Source organism: Shimia sp. R10_1, from assembly GCF_017744095.1.
Classification (GTDB): Bacteria; Pseudomonadota; Alphaproteobacteria; order Rhodobacterales; family Rhodobacteraceae; genus Shimia.
Map to the genome: position 1 here is coordinate 262,711 of NZ_JAGHQX010000006.1, position 23,830 is coordinate 286,540.

At 59.3% G+C, this 23,830-nt stretch carries 29 protein-coding genes; 20 read left to right on the forward strand and 9 right to left on the reverse strand.

Annotated elements, in window-relative coordinates; translation table 11 throughout:
• The first annotated feature begins 3 nt into the window (after window positions 1-3).
• The 7 genes from J7413_RS13470 (at window position 4) to J7413_RS13500 (ending at window position 4,412) form a co-directional block, all read left to right on the forward strand.
• Window positions 4-312 carry a chorismate mutase gene (locus J7413_RS13470; protein WP_209099159.1) on the forward strand — a complete coding sequence of 103 codons (309 nt, stop codon included), beginning with the start codon at window positions 4-6 and terminating at the stop codon, window positions 310-312.
• A gap of 104 nt (window positions 313-416) precedes the next feature.
• On the forward strand, window positions 417-773 hold the full coding sequence (gene rpsP / locus J7413_RS13475) for a 30S ribosomal protein S16 (RefSeq protein ID WP_209099004.1): 357 nt from the start codon (window positions 417-419) through the stop codon (window positions 771-773).
• Window positions 774-790: 17 nt separating this feature from the next.
• Window positions 791-1,420 (forward strand): 5,6-dimethylbenzimidazole synthase, encoded by a 630-nt coding sequence (gene bluB / locus J7413_RS13480; RefSeq protein WP_209099007.1) that lies wholly within the window; start codon window positions 791-793, stop codon window positions 1,418-1,420.
• A 173-nt stretch (window positions 1,421-1,593) separates the two neighbouring features.
• On the forward strand, window positions 1,594-2,112 hold the full coding sequence (gene rimM, locus J7413_RS13485; RefSeq protein ID WP_209099009.1) for a ribosome maturation factor RimM: 519 nt from the start codon (window positions 1,594-1,596) through the stop codon (window positions 2,110-2,112).
• Window positions 2,112-2,915, forward strand: a complete 804-nt coding sequence (gene trmD / locus J7413_RS13490; RefSeq protein ID WP_209099011.1) for a tRNA (guanosine(37)-N1)-methyltransferase TrmD — start codon at window positions 2,112-2,114, stop codon at window positions 2,913-2,915. Before rimM ends, trmD begins: the two co-directional genes overlap by 1 nt.
• 107 nt (window positions 2,916-3,022) lie before the next feature.
• Window positions 3,023-3,355 carry a YegP family protein gene (locus J7413_RS13495; RefSeq protein WP_209099013.1) on the forward strand — a complete coding sequence of 111 codons (333 nt, stop codon included), beginning with the start codon at window positions 3,023-3,025 and terminating at the stop codon, window positions 3,353-3,355.
• A 109-nt stretch (window positions 3,356-3,464) separates the two neighbouring features.
• Window positions 3,465-4,412, forward strand: coding sequence for an alpha/beta fold hydrolase (locus J7413_RS13500; protein WP_209099015.1), 948 nt, complete (start codon window positions 3,465-3,467; stop codon window positions 4,410-4,412).
• Between the two features lie 107 nt (window positions 4,413-4,519).
• Here J7413_RS13500 and J7413_RS13505 read toward each other — a convergent pair whose 3' ends face one another.
• Window positions 4,520-5,614 (reverse strand): peptidoglycan-binding protein, encoded by a 1,095-nt coding sequence (locus J7413_RS13505; protein ID WP_209099017.1) that lies wholly within the window; start codon window positions 5,612-5,614, stop codon window positions 4,520-4,522.
• Window positions 5,615-5,729: 115 nt separating this feature from the next.
• Window positions 5,730-6,545: a GH25 family lysozyme gene (locus tag J7413_RS13510; RefSeq protein WP_209099019.1), complete on the reverse strand. Its 816-nt coding sequence runs from the start codon at window positions 6,543-6,545 to the stop codon at window positions 5,730-5,732.
• Window positions 6,546-6,960: 415 nt separating this feature from the next.
• Between J7413_RS13510 and rplS the strand changes: the two genes are divergently transcribed.
• The 6 genes from rplS to queF all read left to right on the forward strand — a co-directional run bounded on the left by rplS (window position 6,961) and on the right by queF (window position 10,013).
• Entirely contained in the window at window positions 6,961-7,335 is a 375-nt protein-coding gene (gene rplS / locus J7413_RS13515) for a 50S ribosomal protein L19 (RefSeq protein ID WP_209064113.1), read from the forward strand.
• Between the two features lie 11 nt (window positions 7,336-7,346).
• Complete coding sequence (rpmE, locus tag J7413_RS13520) at window positions 7,347-7,568, forward strand: 50S ribosomal protein L31 (RefSeq protein ID WP_058239645.1); 222 nt, start codon at window positions 7,347-7,349, stop codon at window positions 7,566-7,568.
• Window positions 7,569-7,745: 177 nt separating this feature from the next.
• The gene (gene queC, locus J7413_RS13525) at window positions 7,746-8,450 is read left to right on the forward strand and encodes a 7-cyano-7-deazaguanine synthase QueC (protein ID WP_209099021.1); all 705 of its coding nucleotides are present in this window, start codon (window positions 7,746-7,748) and stop codon (window positions 8,448-8,450) included.
• Entirely contained in the window at window positions 8,450-8,803 is a 354-nt protein-coding gene (gene queD / locus J7413_RS13530; RefSeq protein WP_209099023.1) for a 6-carboxytetrahydropterin synthase QueD, read from the forward strand. Before queC ends, queD begins: the two co-directional genes overlap by 1 nt.
• Entirely contained in the window at window positions 8,800-9,507 is a 708-nt protein-coding gene (gene queE, locus J7413_RS13535; protein WP_209099025.1) for a 7-carboxy-7-deazaguanine synthase QueE, read from the forward strand. Before queD ends, queE begins: the two co-directional genes overlap by 4 nt.
• 41 nt (window positions 9,508-9,548) lie before the next feature.
• The gene (gene queF / locus J7413_RS13540; RefSeq protein WP_209064104.1) at window positions 9,549-10,013 is read left to right on the forward strand and encodes a preQ(1) synthase; all 465 of its coding nucleotides are present in this window, start codon (window positions 9,549-9,551) and stop codon (window positions 10,011-10,013) included.
• Between the two features lie 70 nt (window positions 10,014-10,083).
• Here queF and J7413_RS13545 read toward each other — a convergent pair whose 3' ends face one another.
• The 5 genes from J7413_RS13545 to J7413_RS13565 form a co-directional block, all read right to left on the reverse strand.
• Window positions 10,084-11,484, reverse strand: a complete 1,401-nt coding sequence (locus J7413_RS13545) for a DUF3179 domain-containing (seleno)protein (RefSeq protein ID WP_247743515.1) — start codon at window positions 11,482-11,484, stop codon at window positions 10,084-10,086.
• Between the two features lie 163 nt (window positions 11,485-11,647).
• Window positions 11,648-12,868, reverse strand: a complete 1,221-nt coding sequence (locus J7413_RS13550) for an MFS transporter (protein ID WP_209099027.1) — start codon at window positions 12,866-12,868, stop codon at window positions 11,648-11,650.
• Between the two features lie 73 nt (window positions 12,869-12,941).
• Window positions 12,942-13,358, reverse strand: coding sequence for a VOC family protein (locus J7413_RS13555; protein WP_209099029.1), 417 nt, complete (start codon window positions 13,356-13,358; stop codon window positions 12,942-12,944).
• 83 nt (window positions 13,359-13,441) lie between these two features.
• Window positions 13,442-13,930, reverse strand: coding sequence for a hypothetical protein (locus J7413_RS13560; protein WP_209099031.1), 489 nt, complete (start codon window positions 13,928-13,930; stop codon window positions 13,442-13,444).
• 200 nt (window positions 13,931-14,130) lie between these two features.
• On the reverse strand, window positions 14,131-15,273 hold the full coding sequence (locus J7413_RS13565; protein WP_209099033.1) for a PLP-dependent transferase: 1,143 nt from the start codon (window positions 15,271-15,273) through the stop codon (window positions 14,131-14,133).
• Between the two features lie 98 nt (window positions 15,274-15,371).
• Between J7413_RS13565 and J7413_RS13570 the strand changes: the two genes are divergently transcribed.
• The 3 genes from J7413_RS13570 to xrtE all read left to right on the forward strand — a co-directional run bounded on the left by J7413_RS13570 (window position 15,372) and on the right by xrtE (window position 18,437).
• A complete protein-coding gene (locus J7413_RS13570; RefSeq protein WP_209099035.1) occupies window positions 15,372-15,920 on the forward strand; it encodes a pseudouridine synthase in 549 nt (182 codons plus the stop codon).
• Window positions 15,921-16,025: 105 nt separating this feature from the next.
• Entirely contained in the window at window positions 16,026-16,835 is an 810-nt protein-coding gene (locus tag J7413_RS13575) for a division plane positioning ATPase MipZ (protein ID WP_209099037.1), read from the forward strand.
• 6 nt (window positions 16,836-16,841) lie between these two features.
• Complete coding sequence (xrtE, locus tag J7413_RS13580; RefSeq protein ID WP_209099039.1) at window positions 16,842-18,437, forward strand: exosortase E/protease, VPEID-CTERM system; 1,596 nt, start codon at window positions 16,842-16,844, stop codon at window positions 18,435-18,437.
• A gap of 37 nt (window positions 18,438-18,474) precedes the next feature.
• Here xrtE and J7413_RS13585 read toward each other — a convergent pair whose 3' ends face one another.
• Window positions 18,475-18,744, reverse strand: a complete 270-nt coding sequence (locus J7413_RS13585) for a VPEID-CTERM sorting domain-containing protein (RefSeq protein WP_247743516.1) — start codon at window positions 18,742-18,744, stop codon at window positions 18,475-18,477.
• A gap of 223 nt (window positions 18,745-18,967) precedes the next feature.
• Entirely contained in the window at window positions 18,968-19,414 is a 447-nt protein-coding gene (locus tag J7413_RS13590) for a MarR family transcriptional regulator (RefSeq protein WP_209099043.1), read from the reverse strand.
• Between the two features lie 77 nt (window positions 19,415-19,491).
• Between J7413_RS13590 and hmgA the strand changes: the two genes are divergently transcribed.
• The 4 genes from hmgA to J7413_RS13610 all read left to right on the forward strand — a co-directional run bounded on the left by hmgA (window position 19,492) and on the right by J7413_RS13610 (window position 23,729).
• Window positions 19,492-20,847 carry a homogentisate 1,2-dioxygenase gene (hmgA, locus tag J7413_RS13595; protein WP_209099045.1) on the forward strand — a complete coding sequence of 452 codons (1,356 nt, stop codon included), beginning with the start codon at window positions 19,492-19,494 and terminating at the stop codon, window positions 20,845-20,847.
• A 121-nt stretch (window positions 20,848-20,968) separates the two neighbouring features.
• Complete coding sequence (gene fahA / locus J7413_RS13600; RefSeq protein ID WP_209099047.1) at window positions 20,969-22,243, forward strand: fumarylacetoacetase; 1,275 nt, start codon at window positions 20,969-20,971, stop codon at window positions 22,241-22,243.
• Window positions 22,240-22,779, forward strand: coding sequence for a dihydrofolate reductase family protein (locus J7413_RS13605; protein ID WP_209099049.1), 540 nt, complete (start codon window positions 22,240-22,242; stop codon window positions 22,777-22,779). Before fahA ends, J7413_RS13605 begins: the two co-directional genes overlap by 4 nt.
• Entirely contained in the window at window positions 22,779-23,729 is a 951-nt protein-coding gene (locus J7413_RS13610) for an MBL fold metallo-hydrolase (RefSeq protein WP_209099051.1), read from the forward strand. The genes J7413_RS13605 and J7413_RS13610 overlap by 1 nt, the downstream gene beginning before the upstream one ends.
• Window positions 23,730-23,830 lie beyond the last annotated feature (101 nt).

Sequence of the window (23,830 nt, forward strand, 5' to 3'; positions counted from 1 at the left end):
ACAGTGACCAACACTGCGACTGACGCTGCCGCACGCGCGGCCGAGGTGCTCAAAGAGCACCGCGAAAGCATCGACCGGCTTGATGCGATCCTCGTCTATACGCTGGGCGAGCGGTTCAAACACACACAGGCGGTTGGTAAACTGAAAGCCACCCACGACCTTCCCCCGTCCGATCCGGCTCGCGAAGCGAAACAGATCGCACGTCTTGAAGATCTTGCGAAGCGGGCCGATCTGGATCCCGAGTTCGCCAAGAATTTCCTGAATTTCATCATCGCTGAGGTCATTCAGCACCACAAGAAACATCAGGAATAACAAACCGTTGGGCAGGCACTCATCTGTCCTTCGACCCAACCCGCACCAAAACGGTGCACCCAAATATGCACGCAAGTGCAAACGCCATTATAGGAGATACACCCATGGCTATGAAAATTCGTCTCGCCCGCGGCGGTTCCAAAAAGCGCCCTTTCTACCGCGTTGTTGCAGCGGACTCCCGCATGCCACGTGACGGCCGCTTCATCGAGAAGCTCGGCACCTACAACCCACTGCTGCCAAAAGACAGCGAAGAGCGCGTAAAGCTCGACATGGAACGCGTGCAGTACTGGCTGGACCAGGGCGCACAGCCATCTGACCGTGTGGCACGCTTCCTCGAAGCAGCAGGCACTCTGGCAAAAACAGAGCGCAACAACCCGAAAAAGGCGGAACCAGGCAAAAAAGCCAAAGACCGTGCAGAAGAAAAAGCCGCAAAGGCAGCTGAAGCTGCCGCAGAAGAGTAAGACGGACCGGCCCCGGAATGACCGAATTCACATCAGAGTTCCGGGACGATCTGACACGGCTCATGCAGTGGCGGCGCGATGTGCGCCGCTTCCGCACCGATCCGGTGGACGAGGCACTCCTTCAGGCGTGCCTCGACACGTTTTTACTGGCCCCTTCCGTGGGGCTGTCAGAGCCTTGGCGTGTGCTGCATGTTAAAAGCCCTGAAGCGCGCGCCGCCGCGCTCAAAAACTACCAAGCCGCCAATGCTGAGGCCCTCGCAAGCTACAGCGGTGACCGGGCGGCGCTCTATGCAAGTCTCAAGCTCTCCGGCATGAAGGAATCGCCCGTCCAGCTGGCGATCTATTGCGACGACGGCACCGACAAAGGTCAGGGCCTTGGCGCGCAGACCATGCCCGAAATGCGCCGCTATTCCGTTGTGGGTGCAATCACCCAATTCTGGCTGATCGCCCGCACTTATGGGCTGGGCGTTGGCTGGGTGTCTATCCTCGACCCCGAACAGCTCAACCGCGATCTTAATGCGCCTTCCGACTGGTCGCTGGTGGCCTATCTCTGCGTCGGCTGGCCCGAAGAGCTGTCTGACACCCCAGAACTCGCGAAAGCCGGCTGGGAAGACCGCGACACTTCCCTCTCCATCCAGACCCGCTAAACACGCCACCCCCACGCGCCTTCCTCTTGCCCAAAATATCCCGGGTGAAGCCCCAACCATGTTGGGGCGAGGGCAGAGCCCTCCCTGCGCCACCCGCCCTCTCCGCCCCCCCTCCCTTGCGTCCCGCGTCACAATCATGGAAAACAAGCGCCAAGCAAAGCAAAGGCCACGCCATGAGCGACACCCCTTCTGATCTGATCTGCGTTGGCGCCATTGGCGGCGCTTACGGCGTGCGCGGCGAAGTCCGCCTCAAGAGTTTCACCGCCGAGGCAGAGGCCCTCGAAGACTACGCGCCATTGCTGACAGAGGACGGCGCGTTTGAGTTTACCGTCACCATCACCCGCCCGATCAAAAACGGGCTGGCGGCGCGGCTTTCGGGCATTGCCACCAAAGAGCAGGCCGATGCCCTCAAAGGCGTGAAACTCTTTGTCCCACGTGACCGGCTGCCGGAAACCGATGAGGATGAATATTACTACACCGATCTGGTTGGCCTTGAGGTACGCGACACCGGCGGCGCTGTGCTTGGCACCGTGAAAACCGTGGTCAACCACGGCTCCGCCGATCTGCTGGAGATACAGCGCCCGGGCCATTCGGAAACCGTGCTCCTGCCTTTCACCATGGCGGCGGTGCCCACAGTGGATATCGCCTCTGGTCGCATCATTGCCGACCCGCCTGAAGGGCTGATTGACTGATGAGCGACGAGACCAAGAAGCCAAAGTCCCACGGCCGTCTGTCCATTTCCGCTTCGCTCAAGCCACGCGAGCTGATCACCCACAATCCCCGCCTCGCCGGGGTCTGGACTGCGCGTATCATCACCCTCTTTCCCGATGCCTTCCCCGGCGTTCTGGGCGAAAGCCTGACCGGTAAGGCCCTCAAAGACGGCAAATGGCAGATCGAAACCACCAATCTGCGCGATTTTGGCCTGACCAAACACCGCAACGTGGATGACACTCCAGCCGGCGGCGGCGCGGGGATGGTGCTGCGCCCCGATGTGCTTGGCAATGCCATTGAACACACCATGCGCGGCGCGCGCGGCAACTGGCCGCTGGTCTATCTCTCCCCACGTGGTCGCCGCTTTGATCAACGCATGGCCCGCGCCTGGTCTGAGGCGGATGGCATCACCATGCTCTGTGGCCGCTTTGAGGGTGTGGATCAGCGGGTGCTCGATCACTACAACATCATGGAAGTCAGTCTCGGCGATTTTGTTCTGACAGGCGGCGAGATTGCAGCGCAGGCGATGATTGACGCCACCGTGCGTCTGCTGCCGTCTGTGCTGGGCAATGCCGAAAGCATTGAAGAAGAAAGCCATTCCAACGGCCTTCTGGAACACCCGCAATACACCCGCCCTGCCGACTGGAAAGGCCGCACCATCCCGGATGTTCTGATGTCAGGCCACCACGGCAATGTTGAAAAGTGGCGCCGCGAGATGGCAGAGCAGATCACCAAGGAGCGCCGCCCGGATATGTGGGCCGCTTTTGAGCAGCAAAAGAAGTGAGGGCACAAAACCTGCCACGTCGTCTGGTGAGGGTAGCAATACCTTGCGCAAATACCCTTCGCCGTGTTTTGCTCCCCGTATAGAAATTTCATACAGGGACCAATGATATGGCCGCCAAATTTGAGCTCTACACCGACAAGTCCGGTGAATTTCGCTTCCGCCTGAAAGCCGGCAACGGCGAAAACATTCTCGCCTCCGAAGGCTACAAACAAAAAGCCAGCTGCGAAAACGGCATTGAAAGCGTCAAGAAAAACGCAGGCGACGATGCGCGTTATGAGCGCAAAGAAACCGCCGCGGGCAAATTCATGTTCAACCTCAAGGCCAGCAACGGCCAGGTGATCGGCACCTCTCAAAGCTACACAAGCGCCTCCGGCCGCGACAACGGCATCGACAGCGTCATGCGCAACGCACCAGATGCTGCGGTTGTAGAAGTCGAGTAAATCGGCCAGAAGCAAACCTTCAAAAGCGCGCAAGGCTTTGCCACGCCAGCCAGAACAGACACCTCCTTGAACAGAGCATGCTTTGTTCAAGGACTACGACGGACTGGCCATGACGTTTCTTCGCGCCCTTTTCCTGAACACTGCCGCCCTTTTCGCCCTAACCAGTACGGGTTGGGCAGAGACCATTTCAATTCCCGGCCCCGATGGCCCTCTTGAAGGCGAGTTGATCACTGTCGACAGTGCAGACAATATCATCATCGTGATACCGGGATCCGGCCCAATCGACCGCGATGGCAACATGCCTGCGTTCCAATCAAAAACCAATCTTTACAAACAAATCGCCGAGGCGCTGGCGGCAGAAGGCATTGCTGCCCTGCGCGTGGACAAGCGTGGCTTCTTTGGCAGCGAAAAGGCCATAGCAGATCCAAACGACGTGACCATCGCAGCCTATGCAGAAGACATGGTCAAATGGGTTGGCCGCGCGCGCCAAGAAGCCCCCTGCGTCTGGCTGGCGGGCCACTCAGAAGGCGGGCTGGTTGCGCTTTATGCCGCCCAATCCGCACCCGAGGGACTGTGTGGTGTGATCCTCATGGCGGCAGCTGGGCGCCCGATTGGAGAGCTTCTGATAGAGCAGATGGAGCGCAATCCCGCAAATGGCGCCATTCTAGAAGATGCCAAAGCAATCGTTGCCGATCTGGAACAGGGTCAATCCAGACAGCTGTCTGACATCCCTCCTGCCTTGCATGGCCTCTTCAACCCGAGTCTTCAAAGATACATGATGGATCTGTTCTCACATGACCCGCTTGCACTCGCGCACAACTGGTCCGGCCCAGCTCTCGTGCTACAGGGCGACCGCGACATTCAAGTGCAACCGCACGACGCGGACCTGCTGACAGAGGCATTGCCAACGGCAACGCGCGTCGATTTGTCAGGCGGAACCCATATCCTGAAACAAGACGTCGCTGGCAATCCTTTTGCCACCTACACCAATCCGGAACTGCCACTGCATGAAGATCTCGTGCCAACGATTGTCGACTTCCTGAACACCCAGGACTGAGCGCCTACAATCGGCGCGCAAGGCCTAAGCAAACCCAAAAGCAGCAAAAAGTGTGGCCTGTGCATCCCACTGCACAGACCACACCCTCCCTGGGAGAGAACAGGGAGTTACGCGCCCGGGGTCATCTCGGCCAGTTCCCCAACGATGACCTTGATAACTTTGGCGCGCAGTGGGCCAAGACGGCACTCCGCCTGAATGCCTGTGTCTTGGCAAAACTCCACCACAGTCCACATTGTCCGTGTGTTGAAAATCCCGGTGGTCGGTCCCACCGCATATCCCCGCCGCTTCAACTCTTCCTGAAGCACATGCACATAGGCATTTTTGTCGAGCCGAGACACAACATAGACCGCGCGATTGAAATCTGCGCCCGACGTCTGCGCGATGATCTCTTCTGCTGCGCCTCGAAACGCGCGCGGGTCATGTGTCGCATGAGCCAGCAACAGACCTTCTTCCGCCTTGGCGCGCATGCGCAAGCTCGGATGTGCAACCAATTCTGTCCGCAATGCGATCGACTGCGCGTCGGTCTGCTCTCGCCAGAGGCGCAAGAGCGCTTCTGCCGCTTTGCCGCCAGCTTTGGCCTGATCCTCTCGCGCAAAGGCGAGCATCTGCGCCGTCATAAGGTCGGCATCCACGTCAAACGACGCCCCTTTTTGCATCGCCGCCAAAACCACCTGCATCGCGGCCGTGTTGCCAGACTTGGCAAAATCTGTCAGTTGCGCTTGACCGAAAGCGGCATCAGAGGCGCTGCCGAATTTGCCCTGGTAGTGGTATGTTGCACGCAGCACCTGCGCCTTCTCCAGCCCTGCCTCCGAAGCCTTATCCAACTGCGCAAGTGCCGCGTCTCCAGCGCCCTGCGCAGCGAGCAACTTGGCGTAGCTTGTGCGCGCGCTGTCGCGCCCCGCGTCAATCGCAGCCTCATACCATACCGCCGCCGCAGCAGGATCCGCCTCAACGCCGATACCTTTCAAGTAATAATATGCCAGTCGGGCCTGCGCTCGGCTGTCGCCGTCTCTTGCCAGATCGGACATCAGCGCAAATGCGCCTGCGCTGTCCTGCGCAGCACCTGTGCCGAGCCGCAGGGCCTCCGCCTGCGCATACCGCTCCTTGTTTGAAAGCCCTCCCGTGGCCGAAGCGTAAGCCTCAGATACGGAAAAAGCAGCCAGTGCAGAAAAAGAGAGTGCAAACAGTGTTGAACGAACCATCGTCGCCTCCTGAGTTGTGGGATATCCTCAGGAAACCGCGAAACGCGGCCCCGATCAGCTACGCCAAAGTATAGCGCGCCTCACAAACGGTCAGCCCACATCTCAAAGTTGCATGTCACGGCGTCTTCCATCGCACCCAGGCCTCCGGGCTGCCTCGGAACACGTTGAGATCCACTTCGCCTTCAATACCCGGCACGAGCCCCGTGCCGCTGTATTGCCAGAACGTCCAGCGCGCACCGGGGTAGGTCTTCTGCGGATGCGCAGCAACAGAGCGCAACCAGAATTCCGTCCCTGCCAAAGCGCCGATCCCAGTGTCACGGTGAAAGTCCACGGTGGTATATATGATAGGTCGGCGCCCATAATGCGCCTCCAGCATATCAAGAAACTTGCGCGCCTCGCTGCGCACCGTGCGTCCATTAGGCCGCAGCCGGCAGGTCTTGGAATGCGGCGTCCACTCCATATCCAGCACATGCGGCAATGGCGCGCCACGTGGGACATTGCGGATGAACCAACGCGCCTGACTTTCCGCTGAGCGGCAGAAATAATAGTAGTGGTAGGCCCCCCAGGGCACACCAGCCGCCTGAGCACCGCGCCGGTGCGTGTCAAACATCGGATCCGCGACATCACCGCCTTCCGTCGCCTTCAGAAACGCAAAGCTCACGCCCGCACGCTGCGCCGCGCGCCAGTCCACGCTCTGCTGCCATCGCGACACATCAATACCATGCACCGGATGCCGCTGCGGCGGGCGCCTGTCCCAATCCACGGGATCTGCGTCACCAAACCGGGGGAAAGTCCTCAGGCGAGCGGCCTCGGCTGACACAGCCGCACCATCTGACGACACACGCGCACGAATGGGGTCAGGCGCTTCATAAGGCGCGCGAGCGCAGCCCAGCAGAACAGCGGCCAATACCAAAAACCCAAACAAACGCATCACTGCCTCACCACCCATGCCTCACCGCATTTATGCTGACACTTAACCCCAGCTTCACCACCGCACACAAGCGCGATGACAAAACGTCCCGATCTATCGGCACACACCCGCAATTGGCCTTTGCAGCAAGGCCACCAGAAACATAAACAGCCACGTTCTCCCCTTGCGCCAATGCACAATATCCCCTAAGAACCGCCCGTCCACGACTCTTACATGAGTCGTTTGGGCGTGCTGTGCATTGTGCAACCCTCTGCTTTCTTCGGCTTAGGCTACAGGCGCGGCGCAAAAGACAAGAAAAGACGACCTGACCCTCTGGCGGGCGCTGTGCAAATAGCGGACCCGGAAGAAGACCAAGAGTTCTGAGGTGCATCAAACCTTTGTGGATATAACCACAAGCATTATAGGAGATGATCCAATGGATCTGATCGCACAGCTCGAAGCGGAGCAGATTGCTGCGCTGGGGAAAGAGATCCCCGATTTCAAAGCCGGTGACACCATCCGTGTTGGCTTTAAAGTGACCGAAGGTTCGCGCACCCGTGTGCAGAACTACGAAGGCGTCTGCATCAGCCGCAAAAACGGCTCCGGCATCGCTGGCTCGTTCACTGTTCGCAAGATTTCCTTTGGCGAAGGCGTGGAACGTGTGTTCCCACTGTACTCCACCAACATCGACAGCATCACCGTTGTGCGTCGTGGTCGTGTACGTCGCGCCAAACTGTACTATCTGCGCGCACGTCGTGGTAAATCCGCACGTATCGCAGAAGACACCAACTACAAGCCCAAAAAAGCGTAAGGAGTGGTCTCATGAAAAAAGATACCCATCCCGATTACCACTTCATCGACGTGAAAATGACCGACGGCACCATCATCAAGATGCGTTCCACCTGGGGCAAAGAAGGCGACACCATGGCGCTGGACGTAGACCCATCCGTGCACCCAGCATGGAACGGTGGCTCCACCCGTCTTATGGATGCCGGTGGCCGCGTGTCCAAATTCAAAAAGAAATACGAAGGTCTGGGCTTCTAAGCTTGGCAACCAACGTTTCAGAAAACGCCGCCTCCCTCGGGGCGGCGTTTTTTGTTGGGCAACAGCCTGCCCCACAAGGCTGTGAACATCACCCCCTTGCTTTTACCCGCACGCCGCTCTAAAAGCCGCGCGCACCGGTCGCAGCCTACCCGGTACATCAAAACAAGGGTTACAAAAATGAATACAACTGTTGTCTGCTCCGGCGGACTGGACTCCGTGTCTTTGGCTCACATCGTGGCAGCTGAAGGCAATCTCTCCCGACTCGTGTCTTTTGACTATGGCCAGCGCCACCGCAAAGAGCTCGACTCCGCTGCGGCCTGCGCAGACCGCCTCGGCGTGCCCCATCACATCATCGACCTGCGCGCGGTTGGCGCAGCCCTCACTGGCTCTGCCCTGACCGAAGCGGATGTGGACGTACCAGATGGGCATTATGCTGAGGAAACCATGCGCATCACCGTGGTGCCCAACCGCAACGCCATCATGCTGACCATCGCCTATGGCATTGCCGCAGCCAATGGTGACAGCCGCGTGGCCACCGCAGTTCACGGTGGCGATCACTTCATCTATCCCGATTGTCGCCCCGGCTTCACCGAAGCCTTTGACGCCATGCAGCAGGCCGCGCTGGAAGGCTATGCCGACGTGCGCCTGCACACCCCGTTTGTCCACCGCAGCAAAGCCGACATCGTCACCGATGGGGCCACCGCCAACACGCCTTTCGCGCTGACATGGTCCTGCTACAAAGGCGGCACGCATCACTGCGGCCGCTGCGGCACCTGCGTAGAACGGCGCGAGGCCTTTCACCTTGCCGGCGTCAGCGACCCCACCACCTATGAGGATCCGGATTTCTGGCGCACCGCCGTGGCCGAGCGGGAGGCAAGCTGATGTTTCGCATCTCCAAAGAGTTTCACTTCTCAGCCTCCCACCAGCTCGCCCATCTGCCAGCCGATCACCAATGCGCACGCCTGCATGGCCACAACTACATCGTCGTGGTTGAACTCGCCGGCGCAGACCTGAACACCGACGGCTTTGTGCGGGATTATCACGAGCTCAAACCGCTCAAATCCTACATCGACGACCACTTCGATCACCGCCATCTGAACGATCTGCTCAACGTGCCCTCCACGGCAGAAAACCTCGCCAAACATTTCTATGACTGGTGCAAATCCCGCTGGGACGAAGTCAGCATGGTGAAAGTCTCTGAAACCCCCAAAACATGGGCCGAGTATCGCCCATGACCCTGCGCATAGCTGAGATTTTTGGCCCCACCATTCAAGGTGAGGGCGTGCTCATTGGTGCGCCCACGGTCTTTGTGCGCACCGGCGGATGTGACTATCGCTGCAGCTGGTGTGACAGTCTGCATGCCGTGGACAGCGCGCACCGCCACGACTGGCTCCCCATGGACGCAGAAGCCGTAATGACGGAAGTGCGTGCCTTGTCAGGCGACCGCCCGATCACCGTGTCTTTGTCCGGCGGCAACCCGGCCATTCATGACTTTGCCCCGCTGATCGCACTGGGCAAATCTGAGGGCTATACCTTCGCCTGCGAAACGCAGGGATCAATCGCCAAACCTTGGTTTGCAGCTCTTGATACGCTGGTCCTAAGCCCAAAACCGCCCTCCAGCGGCGAAGAGGTGGACTGGTCCGCCTTTGAGCGCTGCCTTGAGGCTGCCGGGACTCGCCCGGAAAGCGTCATGAAGATCGTGATCTTTGATGATGCGGATTTTGCGTGGGCACAAGCCGCCCATGCCCGCTTTCCCGATCTGCCCCTCTATCTGCAGCCGGGCAATCTGATGGTGGATCCTGACAAGCCTGTCGATCTCACCGAAACCACCGCCCGGCTGGAATGGCTGATCGACAAAGTGGTGGCGGCAGGCTGGTTCGCCCCGCGCGTGCTGCCACAGTTGCATGTCATGGTCTGGGGCAACAAACGCGGCGTCTAAAAACGCCCCTCGGGCCCATGGCCCATAGTTGGAGAACAAAGATGAGCGAAGACATCTACAGCAACCTAAAACAACTCGGTGGCGCAACGGTTATGCCAACAAGCCCCGAAGAGGCTGAACTGGAACGTGTGGAAAACCCACAGGCCGATGTGGCCTATAACGTACGATTCACCGCGCCGGAATTCACCTCCCTCTGCCCAATGACCGGCCAGCCCGATTTTGCCCATCTGGTGATCGACTATGTGCCCGGCAAATGGCTGGTGGAAAGCAAATCCCTGAAGCTTTTCCTCGGCTCCTTCCGCAACCACGGAGCGTTTCACGAAGATTGCACCGTCTCCATCGCCCGCCGTCTGGCCGATTTCCTAGAGCCACAATGGCTGCGCATCGGCGGCTACTGGTATCCACGCGGCGGCATCCCGATTGATGTGTTCTGGCAAACCGGCGCCATGCCCGAAGGCGTCTGGATCCCCGATCAGGGCGTGCCGCCTTACCGCGGCCGCGGCTAATTTTCAAAACAAAAGCCCCCGTCACGCTGATGGGGGCTTTTCATAAGGCAAATCTGCGTGTCACAAAGCGTCACCCGTTCCACAGCTCTGTGTCTGGATGGAACTGCGACCAGGCAAACCAGAAGGCCTGATGGCTGCCGAGATCAGCACCGCTTGCGTCCACCGCCTTGATCCCGCCGGCATCAAGCGCCAGCCGCACGTTTTCCACCGCGACCTCTTTGCCTGCGTTCAGCGCCACAAAGGCTGCGCTGCGCTGGAAGGCCACCGGCGTGCCCGACGCTGTTACAATCCCGATGATGTCCTCATGCACAGGCAGACGTGGATCCACATCCCCAACCGGGAAAATCGGCCCATCGGCATCACGCCCATTGCGGAAATCAAAATCTCGGCCCAGCGCCAACGCCTCCACCAGCACCGTGGTCTCTGGATGCGCGGCTTTCCACGCGCCCCAGGTTGTAGTCACCACACTCGCTTGCTCCAGTTGGATGCCACGTTTGGCCAGCGGGCCGGTCACAGCCTTGCCCAGAAACGTATCAAACACCGAGCCACTGGTGATGTCATACATCACTTTGTTAGAGCGGATCAGCAGACCCGAGGTCCGCAGCACCGGGCGCTCTACACCGAGGGGCATCTGATCGGTGAAATAGGCCTGTGCCGCACCGCATAGCGTACAATAAGGTATGCCCAGATCACGCCCGCCCAACGTGTCATTCACCATTTCACGCACTTCCATGATGCGGCGCGGATAGGCCCGGTATTCCCCGTTCACTTCCACCCCAAACACGACAGCATCATCCGCCAGCCAACGCGCCTCCTCGGCGCTGCTGACCTCCGGGTTGTCCGCAGCCGGGATGCAGTTGCAGGGATCATCCGTGGTGTCAAAAGGGCGATCGTCAATCAGCACGCCCCCCCAGGACACATGCCGCCAGTCGATATCCCCTTCAACAAAAATGCGATCCCAGCCGGGAATGATGCCTGTGAAAATCGCGCGCTTCGCTTCCAGATAGTCTGGCGGCGCAGGAATATCCCACGCAATCAGGTGATCCGTCACAATGCCCCAGTGATTATGGTTTGGCAGCTCCTTGCCCAGCAAGGAGCCCGCCGCGCCTCCCAACTCTGAAGTGAACTCTGGCCCCGTGGCAAAGCGCATCAGATCGCTGATGATCCACACCAGTCGCGGGTCTCCAGACGCGGTGATTTCGCCCAACGCAATTGTCTGATCCCGCCCCCAGCCGCCTTGGGCCATGCTGTCGACAAAGGCCACTCTTACAGCCTCCTGCACATCTTCAGACAACGGTCCTTCGGGAATCGCTGGCGGCGTGCCAAACTCCGCGATCACATGGTCTGGCAACGCGTCTGCCCCCTGCGCGGCCAACGCGCCCAGTAAGGTCAACGCCATCGCGCCGTTCGCAGCTGCGCCGACCAACCTGTCACGCGCACCTCCAAAGATCTCAAACCCCAGCTTCGCCATGAATGATCCTTCCTGCATCGGGCCTTGTTCGCCCCATGCTCTGTGAAACCCTGATGCGCACAGCGCAGCGGTGGTGCGCGCGTGCTCTCACCGTTCACATTCGTCGCAAATCAACGCCACGACCAATCACGTTTGCATCAAGCTGTGGTGATCGAAACAGCCGCTATGCGGCGGCCAAAGCCCCCGGTCCGCGCCGCACCCGAAACAGGATCAGCCCCATGATCGCAATATTAAGCGCATTCCAAGCGATGCCGTTCACAAACGCCAGCTCATAGCTGCCGCTCACGTCATAGATCCAGCCAGACATCCAACCGCCCAGCGCCATGCCCATGATCGTGGCCATCATGACAAAGCCAACCCGCGTGCCCGCTTCTCGCGCAGGCATGTATTCCCGCACCACCAGCGCATAGGCAGGCACAATACCCCCCTGCGCCAAGCCAAACGCCGCGCTGATCAGGTAAAGAGAGACAAGCCCATCAAACGGCAGAAACAGAAACAGCGCCGCAGTCTGCAGAACCGATCCGATCAGAAGCGTCCAAACCCCGCCAAGCCGATCCGCCACAAGTCCGCTCACCAAACGCGAAAACACACCGCCAAGCAGCATCAGCGAGAGCATTTCTGCCCCCACCTCCGAGCCATAGCCCAGATCCACGCAGAAGCTCACAATGTGCACCTGCGGCATGCTCATCGCTACACAGCAGCCAATCCCAGCAAGCCCCAGAACCCACATCAAAGGCGCTGGTTTCATCGGCGCCCCCGCTTGTCGCGCCACGGCGGCATTCTCCTGCGCAAGCAAGGCGTCCGTCGGCACCCTTGGGCGCAACAACAGCGCCAACGGCACCACGGCCACCAACGTCAGTGCCGCCAGCACCAGAAACACCGCACGCCAGCCATGATCGCTCAGCACGCCTGACAGCAACACGGGCCAAAGTGCACCCGACAGGTAATTCCCACTCGCCGCGACCGCCACAGCGATCCCGCGCCGCCGCTGAAACCACAGCGACACATCCGCAATCAGCGGGCCAAAGCCCACCGCCGTGCCAAACCCAAGAAAGAAATGCACAAGCGACAGCATCCAGACAGAGCCACTGATCGCCGCCAGCCCATAGCTCACCGCACTGAGAATGGCCGCCCCAATCAACGCGCGCGTCACCCCCCAACGATCCACGGCCTTGCCAATCGCAAAATTGCCAATCGCAAAACCCACCATCGTCAGCACATAGGGCATCGACGCATCCGCCCGGTCGACACCGAACTCCGCCTGCACAGAAGGCATCACCACGATCACAGCCCACATGCCAACATTTGCGAAAACGCCAATCAACAGGGTGATGGCGAGGCGTATCCAGCTATAGCGGCTGTCAAGAGTGGGATGGTCCGTCATGGCGCCACGCTAGTTGCACAACTGCGCGCTGTATAGTGCCAGATCGCAGAAACTGAACCTTCATTCAGATCGATCACGCAACCTGCTGATGCACCTCGATCACGTTGCCTTCCGGGTCGAGGAAAAACACCTGATGCCACTGCTTGGCAAAAGCCGTGCCATAATCTGAGTACGGCACGTCGTTGTCTTCCAAAACCTTCAGAAAGGCCGCGATATCATCGGTTCGAAAGGCAATGTGGCCGCGATCCACGGGGTTGATCACCTGCCCATTCACAAAGGCCACGTCCAGCCGCCGCTCCGCAAGGTGCATCTGCATGTCGCCATCTGTGGCAAACCGGATTTTGCCATCATAGCCGGTGTTCTCATCCGCCTCCGTGCGCGGAAACTCCTCTTGCGGAATATCCGCGAGGCCCAAGACACGTGTGTAAAAATCATGGAGCCGGTCCACATCATGAGAGACAAAATTGATGTGGTGGAATTCGAGTTTCATTCTGCGGCGCTCCCAAGGCTATGGTCTGCGCCCATAGAGCCGCCATCAGAGAGCGGAATCAACCCATAGCGGATACACCGCTTTCACTCGCGGGATTTCTCCAGAAACTCTTTGAAGCGTTGCTGCACATAAGGCGGTTCACCAAAACTGCAAAATTCGCCACCGGAGCCGTGATACGCCCAGCGCGCCACCAGAAGTTGATGCTCAACGCAATATAGATTTTGTTCGTCATCTATCACGCGTGTGCGCCAGCTGCCTTGCACACGTGTTGGCACGCGCACGCTTTTGCGTTTCGGGGGCGGGCTGCCTTTGACAACACGGTAGTTGGCTTCTTCCCACTTGCGTTTCATAAGCGTGACCAGCTCTGCGGCCTGATGTTTGCGCCGCCCGGCAAAGATCACATCGACCTCGACACCGTTCTCCATCAACCCCTTGATGATCACATCGTGACGGGTGTTTTTGCCAAACTTCGGAATCAGATTGATCACCAGCTCGGTGCTGGGTTTCTTAAACAACCCCTGATCTTCATAGGCCGGAGTGATGTCATCCGGGTTGCTGATGCGCTTCTTCAAGATTCTGTTCCGCTGTTTTTCTGGGACTCAACCCAGGAGGTTCCGCGCCCACAGTCATTGTGACATATTAAGAAACCGTTTCCTGAACAGCAGCTACGCATAGAAGTCGTGACTAAAACTTAAATCACTTGCGCAAATAAAAAGGGGCGCAGCCGCGCCCCCAAACGTCACCCCGCTACCGCGCGCTTCTCATGGCGACTTCACTGGCCCAACGCTTGCCCCAGATCCGCAATCAGATCCTCGGCGCTTTCAATGCCAACGGAAATGCGCAGCAAGGTTTCCGGGATCCCGGTGTGGGATTCAATCGTGTGGCGATGCTCCACAAGGCTCTCTACCCCGCCCAACGAAGTGGCGCGATGAAACAGCTTCAGCTTGCCCGCCACCTGCAACGCCGTCGCTTTGTCCCCTTTCACAAGGAAGGACATCAGAAAGCCAGCGCCACCCGGCATCTGCGTCTGCGCCAGCGCATAATGCGCATGGCTTTCCAGCCCCGGAAACAACACCGCATCCACCTTCGGATGATCTTCCAGAAAACGCGCCACCTTCAGCGCGTTCTCGGCCATGCGGTCAACCCGCACAGACAGCGTGCGCATGCCGCGCAGCAAAAGCCAGGCTTCAAACGGCCCCATCACCGCCCCCGCGCTGGCCCGATCATTGGCAATCTCTTCCCAAACCGGGGTGACGTCCTTCGTCACAAGCACCCCGCCCAAAACATCGGAATGGCCGTTGATCACTTTGGTGGTTGAATGCATCACAACATCTGCGCCAAATTCCAAAGGTTTTGACAAAAGCGGCGACGCCGCCGTGCTGTCCACCGCCAAGAGCGCGCCACAGCTGGCCGCCGCCGCCTTCGCCGCCGCAATATCCACAACTTTCAGCCAGGGATTGGAAGGTGTCTCCACCCAAACCAAATGCGCAGGTCCCACTGCGCAGGCCGCCTGCAACGCAGCGGCGTCACTGGCATCTACCTCAGCAATCTCTATCTGGCGGCGGGCACAGAACTCACGGATCCACTTGGTTGTGCCCCAGTAAATGCCTGATTGCACCACAACCCGCCCCCCGGTTGGCACCGTGCGAAACAGCGCCGCAATCGCAGCCATGCCCGATGGGAACAGCAACGCTTCGGACCCACCCTCAAGCTGCGCCAGAACCCCCTCGGCCTGACGCACCACATCATTGTGCGGGCGACTGTACAGGTTGTTTTCATTGAGCAGCTTATAGTCTTCATCGCGCGCATACGTCGTCGCGGGCTGAATGGGTGGCACCACGCCACCGCTCTGCAGATCAATCGCCCCACCGGCCTGCGCGAGCACCGTCTCTGGCTGCATATCTTTGAAATCCATGATCTTTCCCCTCGCACTGCGGCCTTTAGTCTTGCGGCGCACAAAACCGCAGGCCAAGCGAACTTGCAACCCCAAGCACCGCCCGTGTAGGAGAGGTCATGACCCGCGTGATCTTATTCAACAAACCCTATGATGTGCTGTCTCAATTCACCGACAAGGGAACCGAGGGCAGCCCCCGGCGCACGCTCTCTGATTTCATTGACGTGCCCAAAGTCTATGCCGCCGGACGGCTGGACCGCGACAGCGAGGGGCTTATGGTGCTGACCGATGACGGCAAGCTGCAGGCCAAGATCAGCAACCCACGCCACAAAATGGCAAAAACCTATTGGGTCCAGGTGGAGGGCGAGCCAGATGAAGCCACGCTCCAAGCGCTGCGCAAAGGGGTGGAGCTGAAAGACGGCCTCACCCGCCCGGCACAGGCGCAACGCATTGATGCGCCCGCCAATCTCTGGCCCCGCACCCCTCCGGTGCGCTTTCGCAAATCCGTGCCCGATTGCTGGATCGCGCTGACAATCCGCGAAGGGCGCAACCGTCAGGTCCGTCGCATGACCGCCGCCGTCGGCCACCCCACCCTGCGCCTGATCCGCGCACAGATCGGCACGTGGTCACTCAATGGGCTGGAAACAGGAAAATGGCGCGATGCATAACAATGCTACGCACTTTTCCTGTGGAAAATCACAACATATAGTAGACACTAACAAGGCCGCACCGTAAGAGCCGCGGCACTGAAACTTCGAGCAGGGACAAGCGGAATGGCACATATCATCGTTGTCGGAAACGAAAAGGGCGGCGCGGGCAAATCCACCTTGTCGATGCACATCGCAACCGCGCTGGCGCGCATGGGCCACCGTGTGGGCGCGCTTGATCTCGACCTGCGCCAGAAAAGCTTTGGCAGCTATGCCGCCAACCGCCAGCGCTACTGCGAAAAAGCAGGGCTCTCGCTTCCGGGCCCAACCTACCACGAGCTGCCCGAGATCGATCCAGAGACGCTTCAGGAAGGCGAAAACATCTATGATCAGCGTCTTTCCGCAGCGGTTTCGATGCTGGAGGCAAACAACGACTTTATCCTGATCGACTGCCCCGGCTCTCACACCCGCCTCAGTCAGGTGGCGCACTCCCTCGCGGACACGCTTGTCACACCGCTCAACGACAGTTTTGTCGACTTTGATCTGCTGGCGAAAGTGAACGAAGACGCAGAGAAAATTCTCGGCCCTTCCGTCTATTCCGAAATGGTCTGGAACGCGCGGCAACTGCGCGCACAGGCCGGGCTGAAACCCATCGACTGGATCGTCATGCGCAACCGCATGGGTGCCCAGCAGATGGTGAACAAAGAAAAGATGGGCAAGGCGCTGGATCGTCTGGCCAAACGCATCGGCTTCCGCGTCGCGCCGGGCTTTAACGAGCGTGTGGTGTTCCGGGAGCTGTTCCCGCGCGGCCTGACCCTGCTCGATCTGCGCGATATCGGGGTGAAACAACTCAACATCTCCAATGTCGCCGCCCGCCAAGAGCTGCGCGACCTGATCAAGGCGCTCAACCTGCCCGGCGTCTCCATAGACTTCTAAATACGCATGACTGGCCCGGATCTCGCATCGTCCCCCGGGCCATCGCGCCCAGCCCGCCTCACAGCCATGATTGCTCTGGCTGTGGCAGAGCTGCTGCTGGTCATCATCGCCTATCAGGTCATGGCCTCCATCGAGTGCCGCCTGACCGAAGTGGAAGCCGCTTGCCGCGCCGTGCGCTCCATGACCGCGCGCGGTCTGTCCATCCTTACAGTGATGGCAATTTATTTCTGGCTGCGCCCTGACGCCTATCGCTCGCTTACCAAGACAACAGGCGACACGCCGGGCAACGCACGATGGATCTGGGTGCATTTTGCGGGTCTTGCCCTGATTTTTGCACCGCTCGCGCTCTTTGGCGTCGATGAAATCAACAAATCTTTCCTGCCAACATTGCTATTTATGGGGCTGGGCAGCCTGTTCACCATACTGGGCGGGCTTTTCTGGGTGACGCCCTTGAGAAGCTGGCGCAGCTGGATGCGCAGCGACAGCTACCTGCTGCCCTTTGCCCTGCTGCTGGGTTTCTTGGTGCCTGATCTCGCCAATCTGATCCGCCCCGTTTGGGAATGGTCGACCCTCAGCAGCCTCACCTTCTTTCTGGTGTTTCTCACACTTGTCCTGTTTGGCTTTCAGGTCAGCGTCGATCCGCCAATCTATGTGATCGGCATCGAAGACTTCTTCGTCCAGATCGCCAGCCAGTGCTCCGGTGTCGAAGGCATCGCCCTGATCACGATTTTCATGGGGTTCTATGCCCTGCTGATGCGCCCGGATCTGCGCCAAAAACGCTTCTGGCTGATCCTCTATCCTCTGGCCGTATTCACCAGCTGGCTGTTCAACATTTTGCGCATCTCAGTGTTGATCATCATTGGCGCGCGCATCTCTCCTGAACATGCTCTCAATGGATTTCATTCCTATGCGGGCTGGCTCATGTTCACCGCCCTCGCCCTTGGTGTGGTGGTGGTCGCACATCAGGCCCGCTGGCTACATCGCACAACACGCCCGCACAAACCACGCGCCGCCCTGCGCGCCGATCCGCTTTCGGCACAAATCATCCCCTTCATTGTGATGATGCTTTCTGGCGTGATTGTCTCAGCCTTCTGGCCCACCCCAGCAGAGGGCTACCCGCTGCGCACCGCCCTCATGGCTGCCGCCTTACTGTATTTTCTGCCTGCGCTGCGCGGCTGGTGTGCGCTGCCCTCCAAAACCGCGATTGCGACAGGCTGTGCCATCGGCGTTCTGTGGATTGTCACAGCTCCAGTTGAGTCTGCCACCTCCAACACACCCGCGCCGGACGCCCTCTGGATCGCCCTGCGCCTCATCGGCACAATTCTCCTGGTACCTCTGATCGAAGAGCTGTTTTTCCGGGGCTACATACTGCGTCGCCTCAATCGCGATGGCTTGATCTGGACGGTGATCGCCGTCACCGTCTCAAGCATCCTCTTTGGTCTGCTGCATGATCGCATTCTCGCAGGCACCTTGGCCGGCATTGCATTCGGCTGTCTTTATCTGCAACGCAAACGACTGGCAGATCCAATCGCAGCGCATATGATCGCCAATGCGCTGATTGCCATCATGGCGCTGCTCACAGAAAAATGGGCGCTCATTTGAACGCCCACCTACAAAAGATTTTAAAACCCAAATAGGTTTAGCCGTCTGTCCGGCTGCGCCGCCGCAGCTCCCACGCTAAGGCCAAAGTCGCCAAAACGGCCGCCACTGCCAGCAAGCCAGCACCCGCATCAATTTCAGGCACCGCGTTGGAGGCCCCACCGCCCCCAGAATTTCCCAGGCTGGCCTGATAGTTGTTCCAGAACTGCTGCCACCAGCTCCAGTCCCATCGCCAACCGGAATGACTTTGTGCAAAAGCAGAGGACGCGCTTACAGCGAAAGCAGCCGCTGCGAGACCTACAGTCTTCATTTTTCCAAAGAGTTCCATCGCAATCCCAACCACTTAAAATTCTCACCACGAAATTGACACATTCCACCGCGCCAGCTCAAGAAATTTGGCTCAAATTAACTTTAAATCGATGCAGGCGGGCGGCTGATTGTGCCCATCGAAAAAACAATCAGCGCGGATGTGGGTGACTGTCCGCAAATGCTCATCACCACAGGCGCGCCCAGGTGCGAATCACCGCAGTCTTTTAAGCCCCGCTACCAGCGCTCACCAGCTTAGGGAGGATACGCTTTAGGGCAGCAACCTCTTCAGAAGACAGCTTGCGCTGAAGCTCTGCCTCGTATCGTGCAGCCACGCTTCGCAGATCTTCATAGGCTTTCTGGCCAGCCGGTGACAGTTCGAGCCACTCCACACGGCGGTCCTCTTCGCTGCGCGCCCGCCGCACAAAGCGCCGCTCCGAAAGCCGCTGCACTGCGCGGCTCACCTTGGTTTTATGCAGCTTGGCACGCGCGCCGATCTCTGTCGCGGTCATCTGTCCAAACATGCCAAGGTGAAACAGCACCCGCCACTCGCTGCGCAACATGCCATAGCGATCTTTATACACCCTCTGAAAGCCAAGGCTGCTTTCCTCTGCCGCCTGATTGAGCAGATAGGGCAGAAAACTCTGCAAATCGAAGGGATCTTTTTCTGACATATTGCGCGCTCCTTTGGCTTGTTAGTTACAAAACCAACTTTTACTTTTGCAACAAATATTGTCACAGGAGCGTTGAGATGACCAAACACACGGTCCCGACCCGCATGCAAAAAGCCCCCTCGCTGACCGGCCCGCACGAAGGCTACATGCCGGGCTTTGGCAACGACTTTGAAACCGAGGCCCTGCCCGGCGCCTTGCCGCAAGGCATGAACAGCCCGCAGAAATGCAACTACGGCCTTTACGGCGAGCAACTCTCAGGCACGGCCTTCACCGCCGAAACGGTTGAGCGCACATGGTGCTACCGCATCCGCCCATCTGTGAAACACAGCCGCCGCTACACCAAGATTGATGTGCCCTATTGGCAATCTGCACCCAATGTGGACCCCGATGTCCTCTCGCTCGGCCAATACCGCTGGGATCCGGTGCCTCACACCGACGCGCCGCTGACATGGATCACAGGCATGCGCACCATGACCACCGCCGGGGATGTGAACACCCAAGTCGGCATGGCCAGCCACATCTATCTGGTGAACACCTCAATGGAGGATGACTATTTCTTCTCCGCGGATTCAGAACTGCTGGTGGTCCCACAAGAAGGCGTACTGCGCTTTTCCACGGAACTTGGCATCATTGATCTGGAACCCAAAGAGATCGCAATCCTCCCCCGTGGCCTGCTTTATCGCGTGGAAGTGCTCGAAGGCCCCGCGCGCGGCTTTGTCTGTGAAAACTACGGCCAGAAGTTCGAGCTGCCCGGCCGTGGCCCCATCGGCGCCAACTGCATGGCCAACCCCCGCGACTTCAAAGCGCCGGTCGCGGCCTTTGAAGACCGCGACGCGCCTTCCACCGTGACCATCAAATGGTGCGGCCAGTTCCACCGCACAGAGATCGGCCACAGCCCACTGGATGTGGTCGCTTGGCACGGCAACTACGCACCGATGAAGTACGACCTGCGCACCTATTGCCCGGTTGGCGCGATCCTGTTTGATCACCCCGATCCGTCGATCTTCACCGTACTCACCGCCCCTTCCGGCGTACCGGGCACGGCCAACATCGACTTTGTGCTCTTCCGCGAGCGTTGGATGGTGGCCGAGGACACCTTCCGCCCGCCCTGGTATCACAAGAACATCATGTCTGAGCTGATGGGCAATATCTACGGCCAATATGACGCCAAACCCAAAGGCTTCATTCCCGGCGGCATGAGCCTGCACAATATGATGATCCCCCATGGCCCGGACAAAAATGCCTTTGAAGGCGCATCCAACGCCGACCTGAAGGCCGAAAAACTCGACAACACCATGTCCTTCATGTTTGAGACCCGCTTCCCGCAGCACCTCACCACCTTTGCCGCACAAGAGGCCCCGCTGCAGGACGATTACATCGATTGCTGGTCCGACATTGAGAAGAAGTTTGACGGCACTCCCGGCAAGAAATGAGGCCCCAATAATAAACCAGGGTAAGGGGGCCAGCCCCCTCGCTTGCCAAAGGCAAGCCCACCCCCGGGATATTTTGTGAATGAGAAACCCCAGCCGGCGTGCTGAAACAAAAGGAACCGCAATGCCTTTGCTGAGATCATGGGTGGAGAGCGCCAACACTCCGGACGGCCCATTTCCGCTGAACAATCTGCCTTACGGGGTATTTTCCGTTGATGACGGCGATCTGCGCTGTGGCACGGCCATTGGCGATCGGATCATCGACCTCACCGGGCTGGAGGCCGCAGGCACCCTGCGCGCGGACCCGGATGCGGATGTGCTGGATGCGCCTTACTGGAACGACTTTATGGAGCTTGGGGCCGAGGTCTGGGCCCGCTATCGCGACACACTTCAGACGCTGCTCGCGGAGAACGCGGATGAGGCCACGCAAGACGCTTTGACCTTCTATTCCGTGCCGCTCTCCGCCGCGACGCTGCACATGCCTTTCAAAGTGTCCGAATACACCGATTTCTACGCAGGCAGGCACCACGCGCAAAACGTGGGCACAATGTTCCGGGGCCCTGAGAACGCGCTGCCGCCCAATTGGCTGCACATCCCAATTGGCTACAACGGGCGCGCCTCTTCGGTTGTGGTCTCCGGCACCGACATCCGCCGCCCCTGGGGCCAGCTCAAATCGCCAGAGCATGACACCCCCGCCTTCCTGCCCTCCCGGCGCTTTGATATTGAGCTTGAGATGGGCGCCATTGTCGGCCACCCCTCCAAACGGCCAGTGACCGTGCAGGAAGCCGACGACATGATCTTTGGCTATGTGCTGCTCAACGACTGGTCCGCGCGCGACATTCAGGCCTGGGAGTACCAACCACTTGGCCCGTTTCAGGCCAAAGCCACCGCCACCTCGATTTCCCCGTGGATCGTCACCAAAGCCGCGCTTGAACCATTTCGCACCGACACGCCCGTGCGTGACTTTGAGCTGCTTGACCACCTCAAAGACGCAGGACCGATGCTCTATGACATCGACCTGAGCATCAGCATGGCACCGGACGGCCAGACACCCAGCACCATTGCGCGCACCAACTATGACCAGATGTATTATTCCGCCGCCCAGCAGCTTGCGCATCACACCACCTCCGGCTGCCCAATGAATGTGGGCGATCTGCTGGGTTCGGGCACCATATCTGGCCCCTCAAAGCCTGAGCGCGGCAGCCTTCTGGAACTCAGCTGGGGCGGCAAAGAGCCTTTTACGCTTGAGACAGGTGAAACCCGTACCTTTATCGAGGATGGCGACACGCTCACGCTGCATGGTGCCGCGCAGGGCGAGGGCTACACCATCGGCTTTGGCACCTGCACCGGCACGGTTCTGCCCGCATTGGATGATCCTTTTGCAGGAGACCTCTCATGAGCCACCCCCGCTATCTCGGCTATATCGCCATGAGCCTTGATGGCTTCATCGCAACGCCGGATGGCGGCGTTGACTGGCTCACCCCCTTTAACAACGCGCTCTCGGAAGATGGCGGGGATGGCGGCTATAGCGATTTCATTGCCCCCATTGACGCCGTTCTGATGGGGCGCAGCACCTATCAGCAGGTGATGGGCTGGGGCTGGCCTTATGAGGCGCGCGCAGGCTATGTGCTCACACGGCAGCACGGCTTTACCGGAGACCATGTCACCGCCGCAGGTGACATAGACACCCTGCGCGCTGCGATCGCGGCAAACGGCCACAAAACCATCTGGGTCATGGGCGGCGGTGAAACCCAACGCGCCGCGCTTGATGCGGGCCTGTTTGACGCAATCACCCTGTTTGTCATGCCCACCCTTCTGGGCGCGGGCCTGCCGTGTTTTGCACCCGGCGCGCAGCGCGATCTGGACCTGAGCCAGATCACCCAGAAACCGGGAGGCATTGTGCAACTCGACTACACCTTCAAGGAGCCCTCCTGATGAGCAAAGCCTTCGCCTCCCAGAGCGACACAGAAGAGAAAACCATCTCCTTCACCGAAGTCGGCGACGGGCTTTATGCCTTCACCGCCGAAGGAGATCCCAACTCTGGCGTGATCATCGGCGATGACAGCGTGATGATTGTCGAGGCGCAGGCCACGCCCCGTCTGGCGCAAAAGGTGATCGACTGCGTGCGCGCGGTCACTGACAAGCCGATCTCCCATCTGGTGCTGACCCATTACCACGCCGTGCGCGTGCTGGGGGCCTCTGCCTATGGTGCCGATCAGATCATCATGAGCGATGCCGCCCGCGCCATGGTGGTGGAACGCGGACAGGAGGACTGGGACAGCGAATTTCAACGTTTCCCGCGCCTGTTTGAAGGCCATGAGAGCATCCCCGGCCTAACCTACCCCACCACCACCTTCCGCGAGAAGATGACAGTCTACCTCGGCAACCGGCGTGTTGACCTCATGCATCTGGGCCGCGCCCATACGGCGGGCGACATCGTCGTGCATGTGCCTGACCAAAACGTCATGTTCACCGGCGATATCGTGGAATACCACTCAGCCTGTTACTGCGGCGACGGGCATTTTGGCGACTGGGGCACCACTTTGGACGCCATCAAAGCCTTTGATCTGGATGCCATCGCCCCGGGCCGCGGCGATGCGCTCATTGGCAAAGACATGGTCAACGCCGCCATCGCAAGCACCCGCGACTTTGTGCAAAGCACCTACCGCCCGGCAGCGCAAGTGGCCGCACGCGGCGGCTCGTTAAAAGAAGCATGGGAGGCCGTGCGCGCCGCCTGTGACCCAAAATTTGCCGACTATGCGATCTATGAGCACTGCCTCCCGTTCAACGTCGCCCGCGCCTATGACGAAGCCCGCGGCATTGACACCCCACGCATCTGGACCGCCCAGCGCGATCTGGAGATGTGGGAGGCCCTGCAAACCTAGAGCGCAAAAGGTGATTGCCGTCCAATTGACCGAAATCATGGCGAGGGCTGACAGGATTTGGCAGCCTTCTGCACGGAAGGCGCGCAAATTAAGGAGGAGCA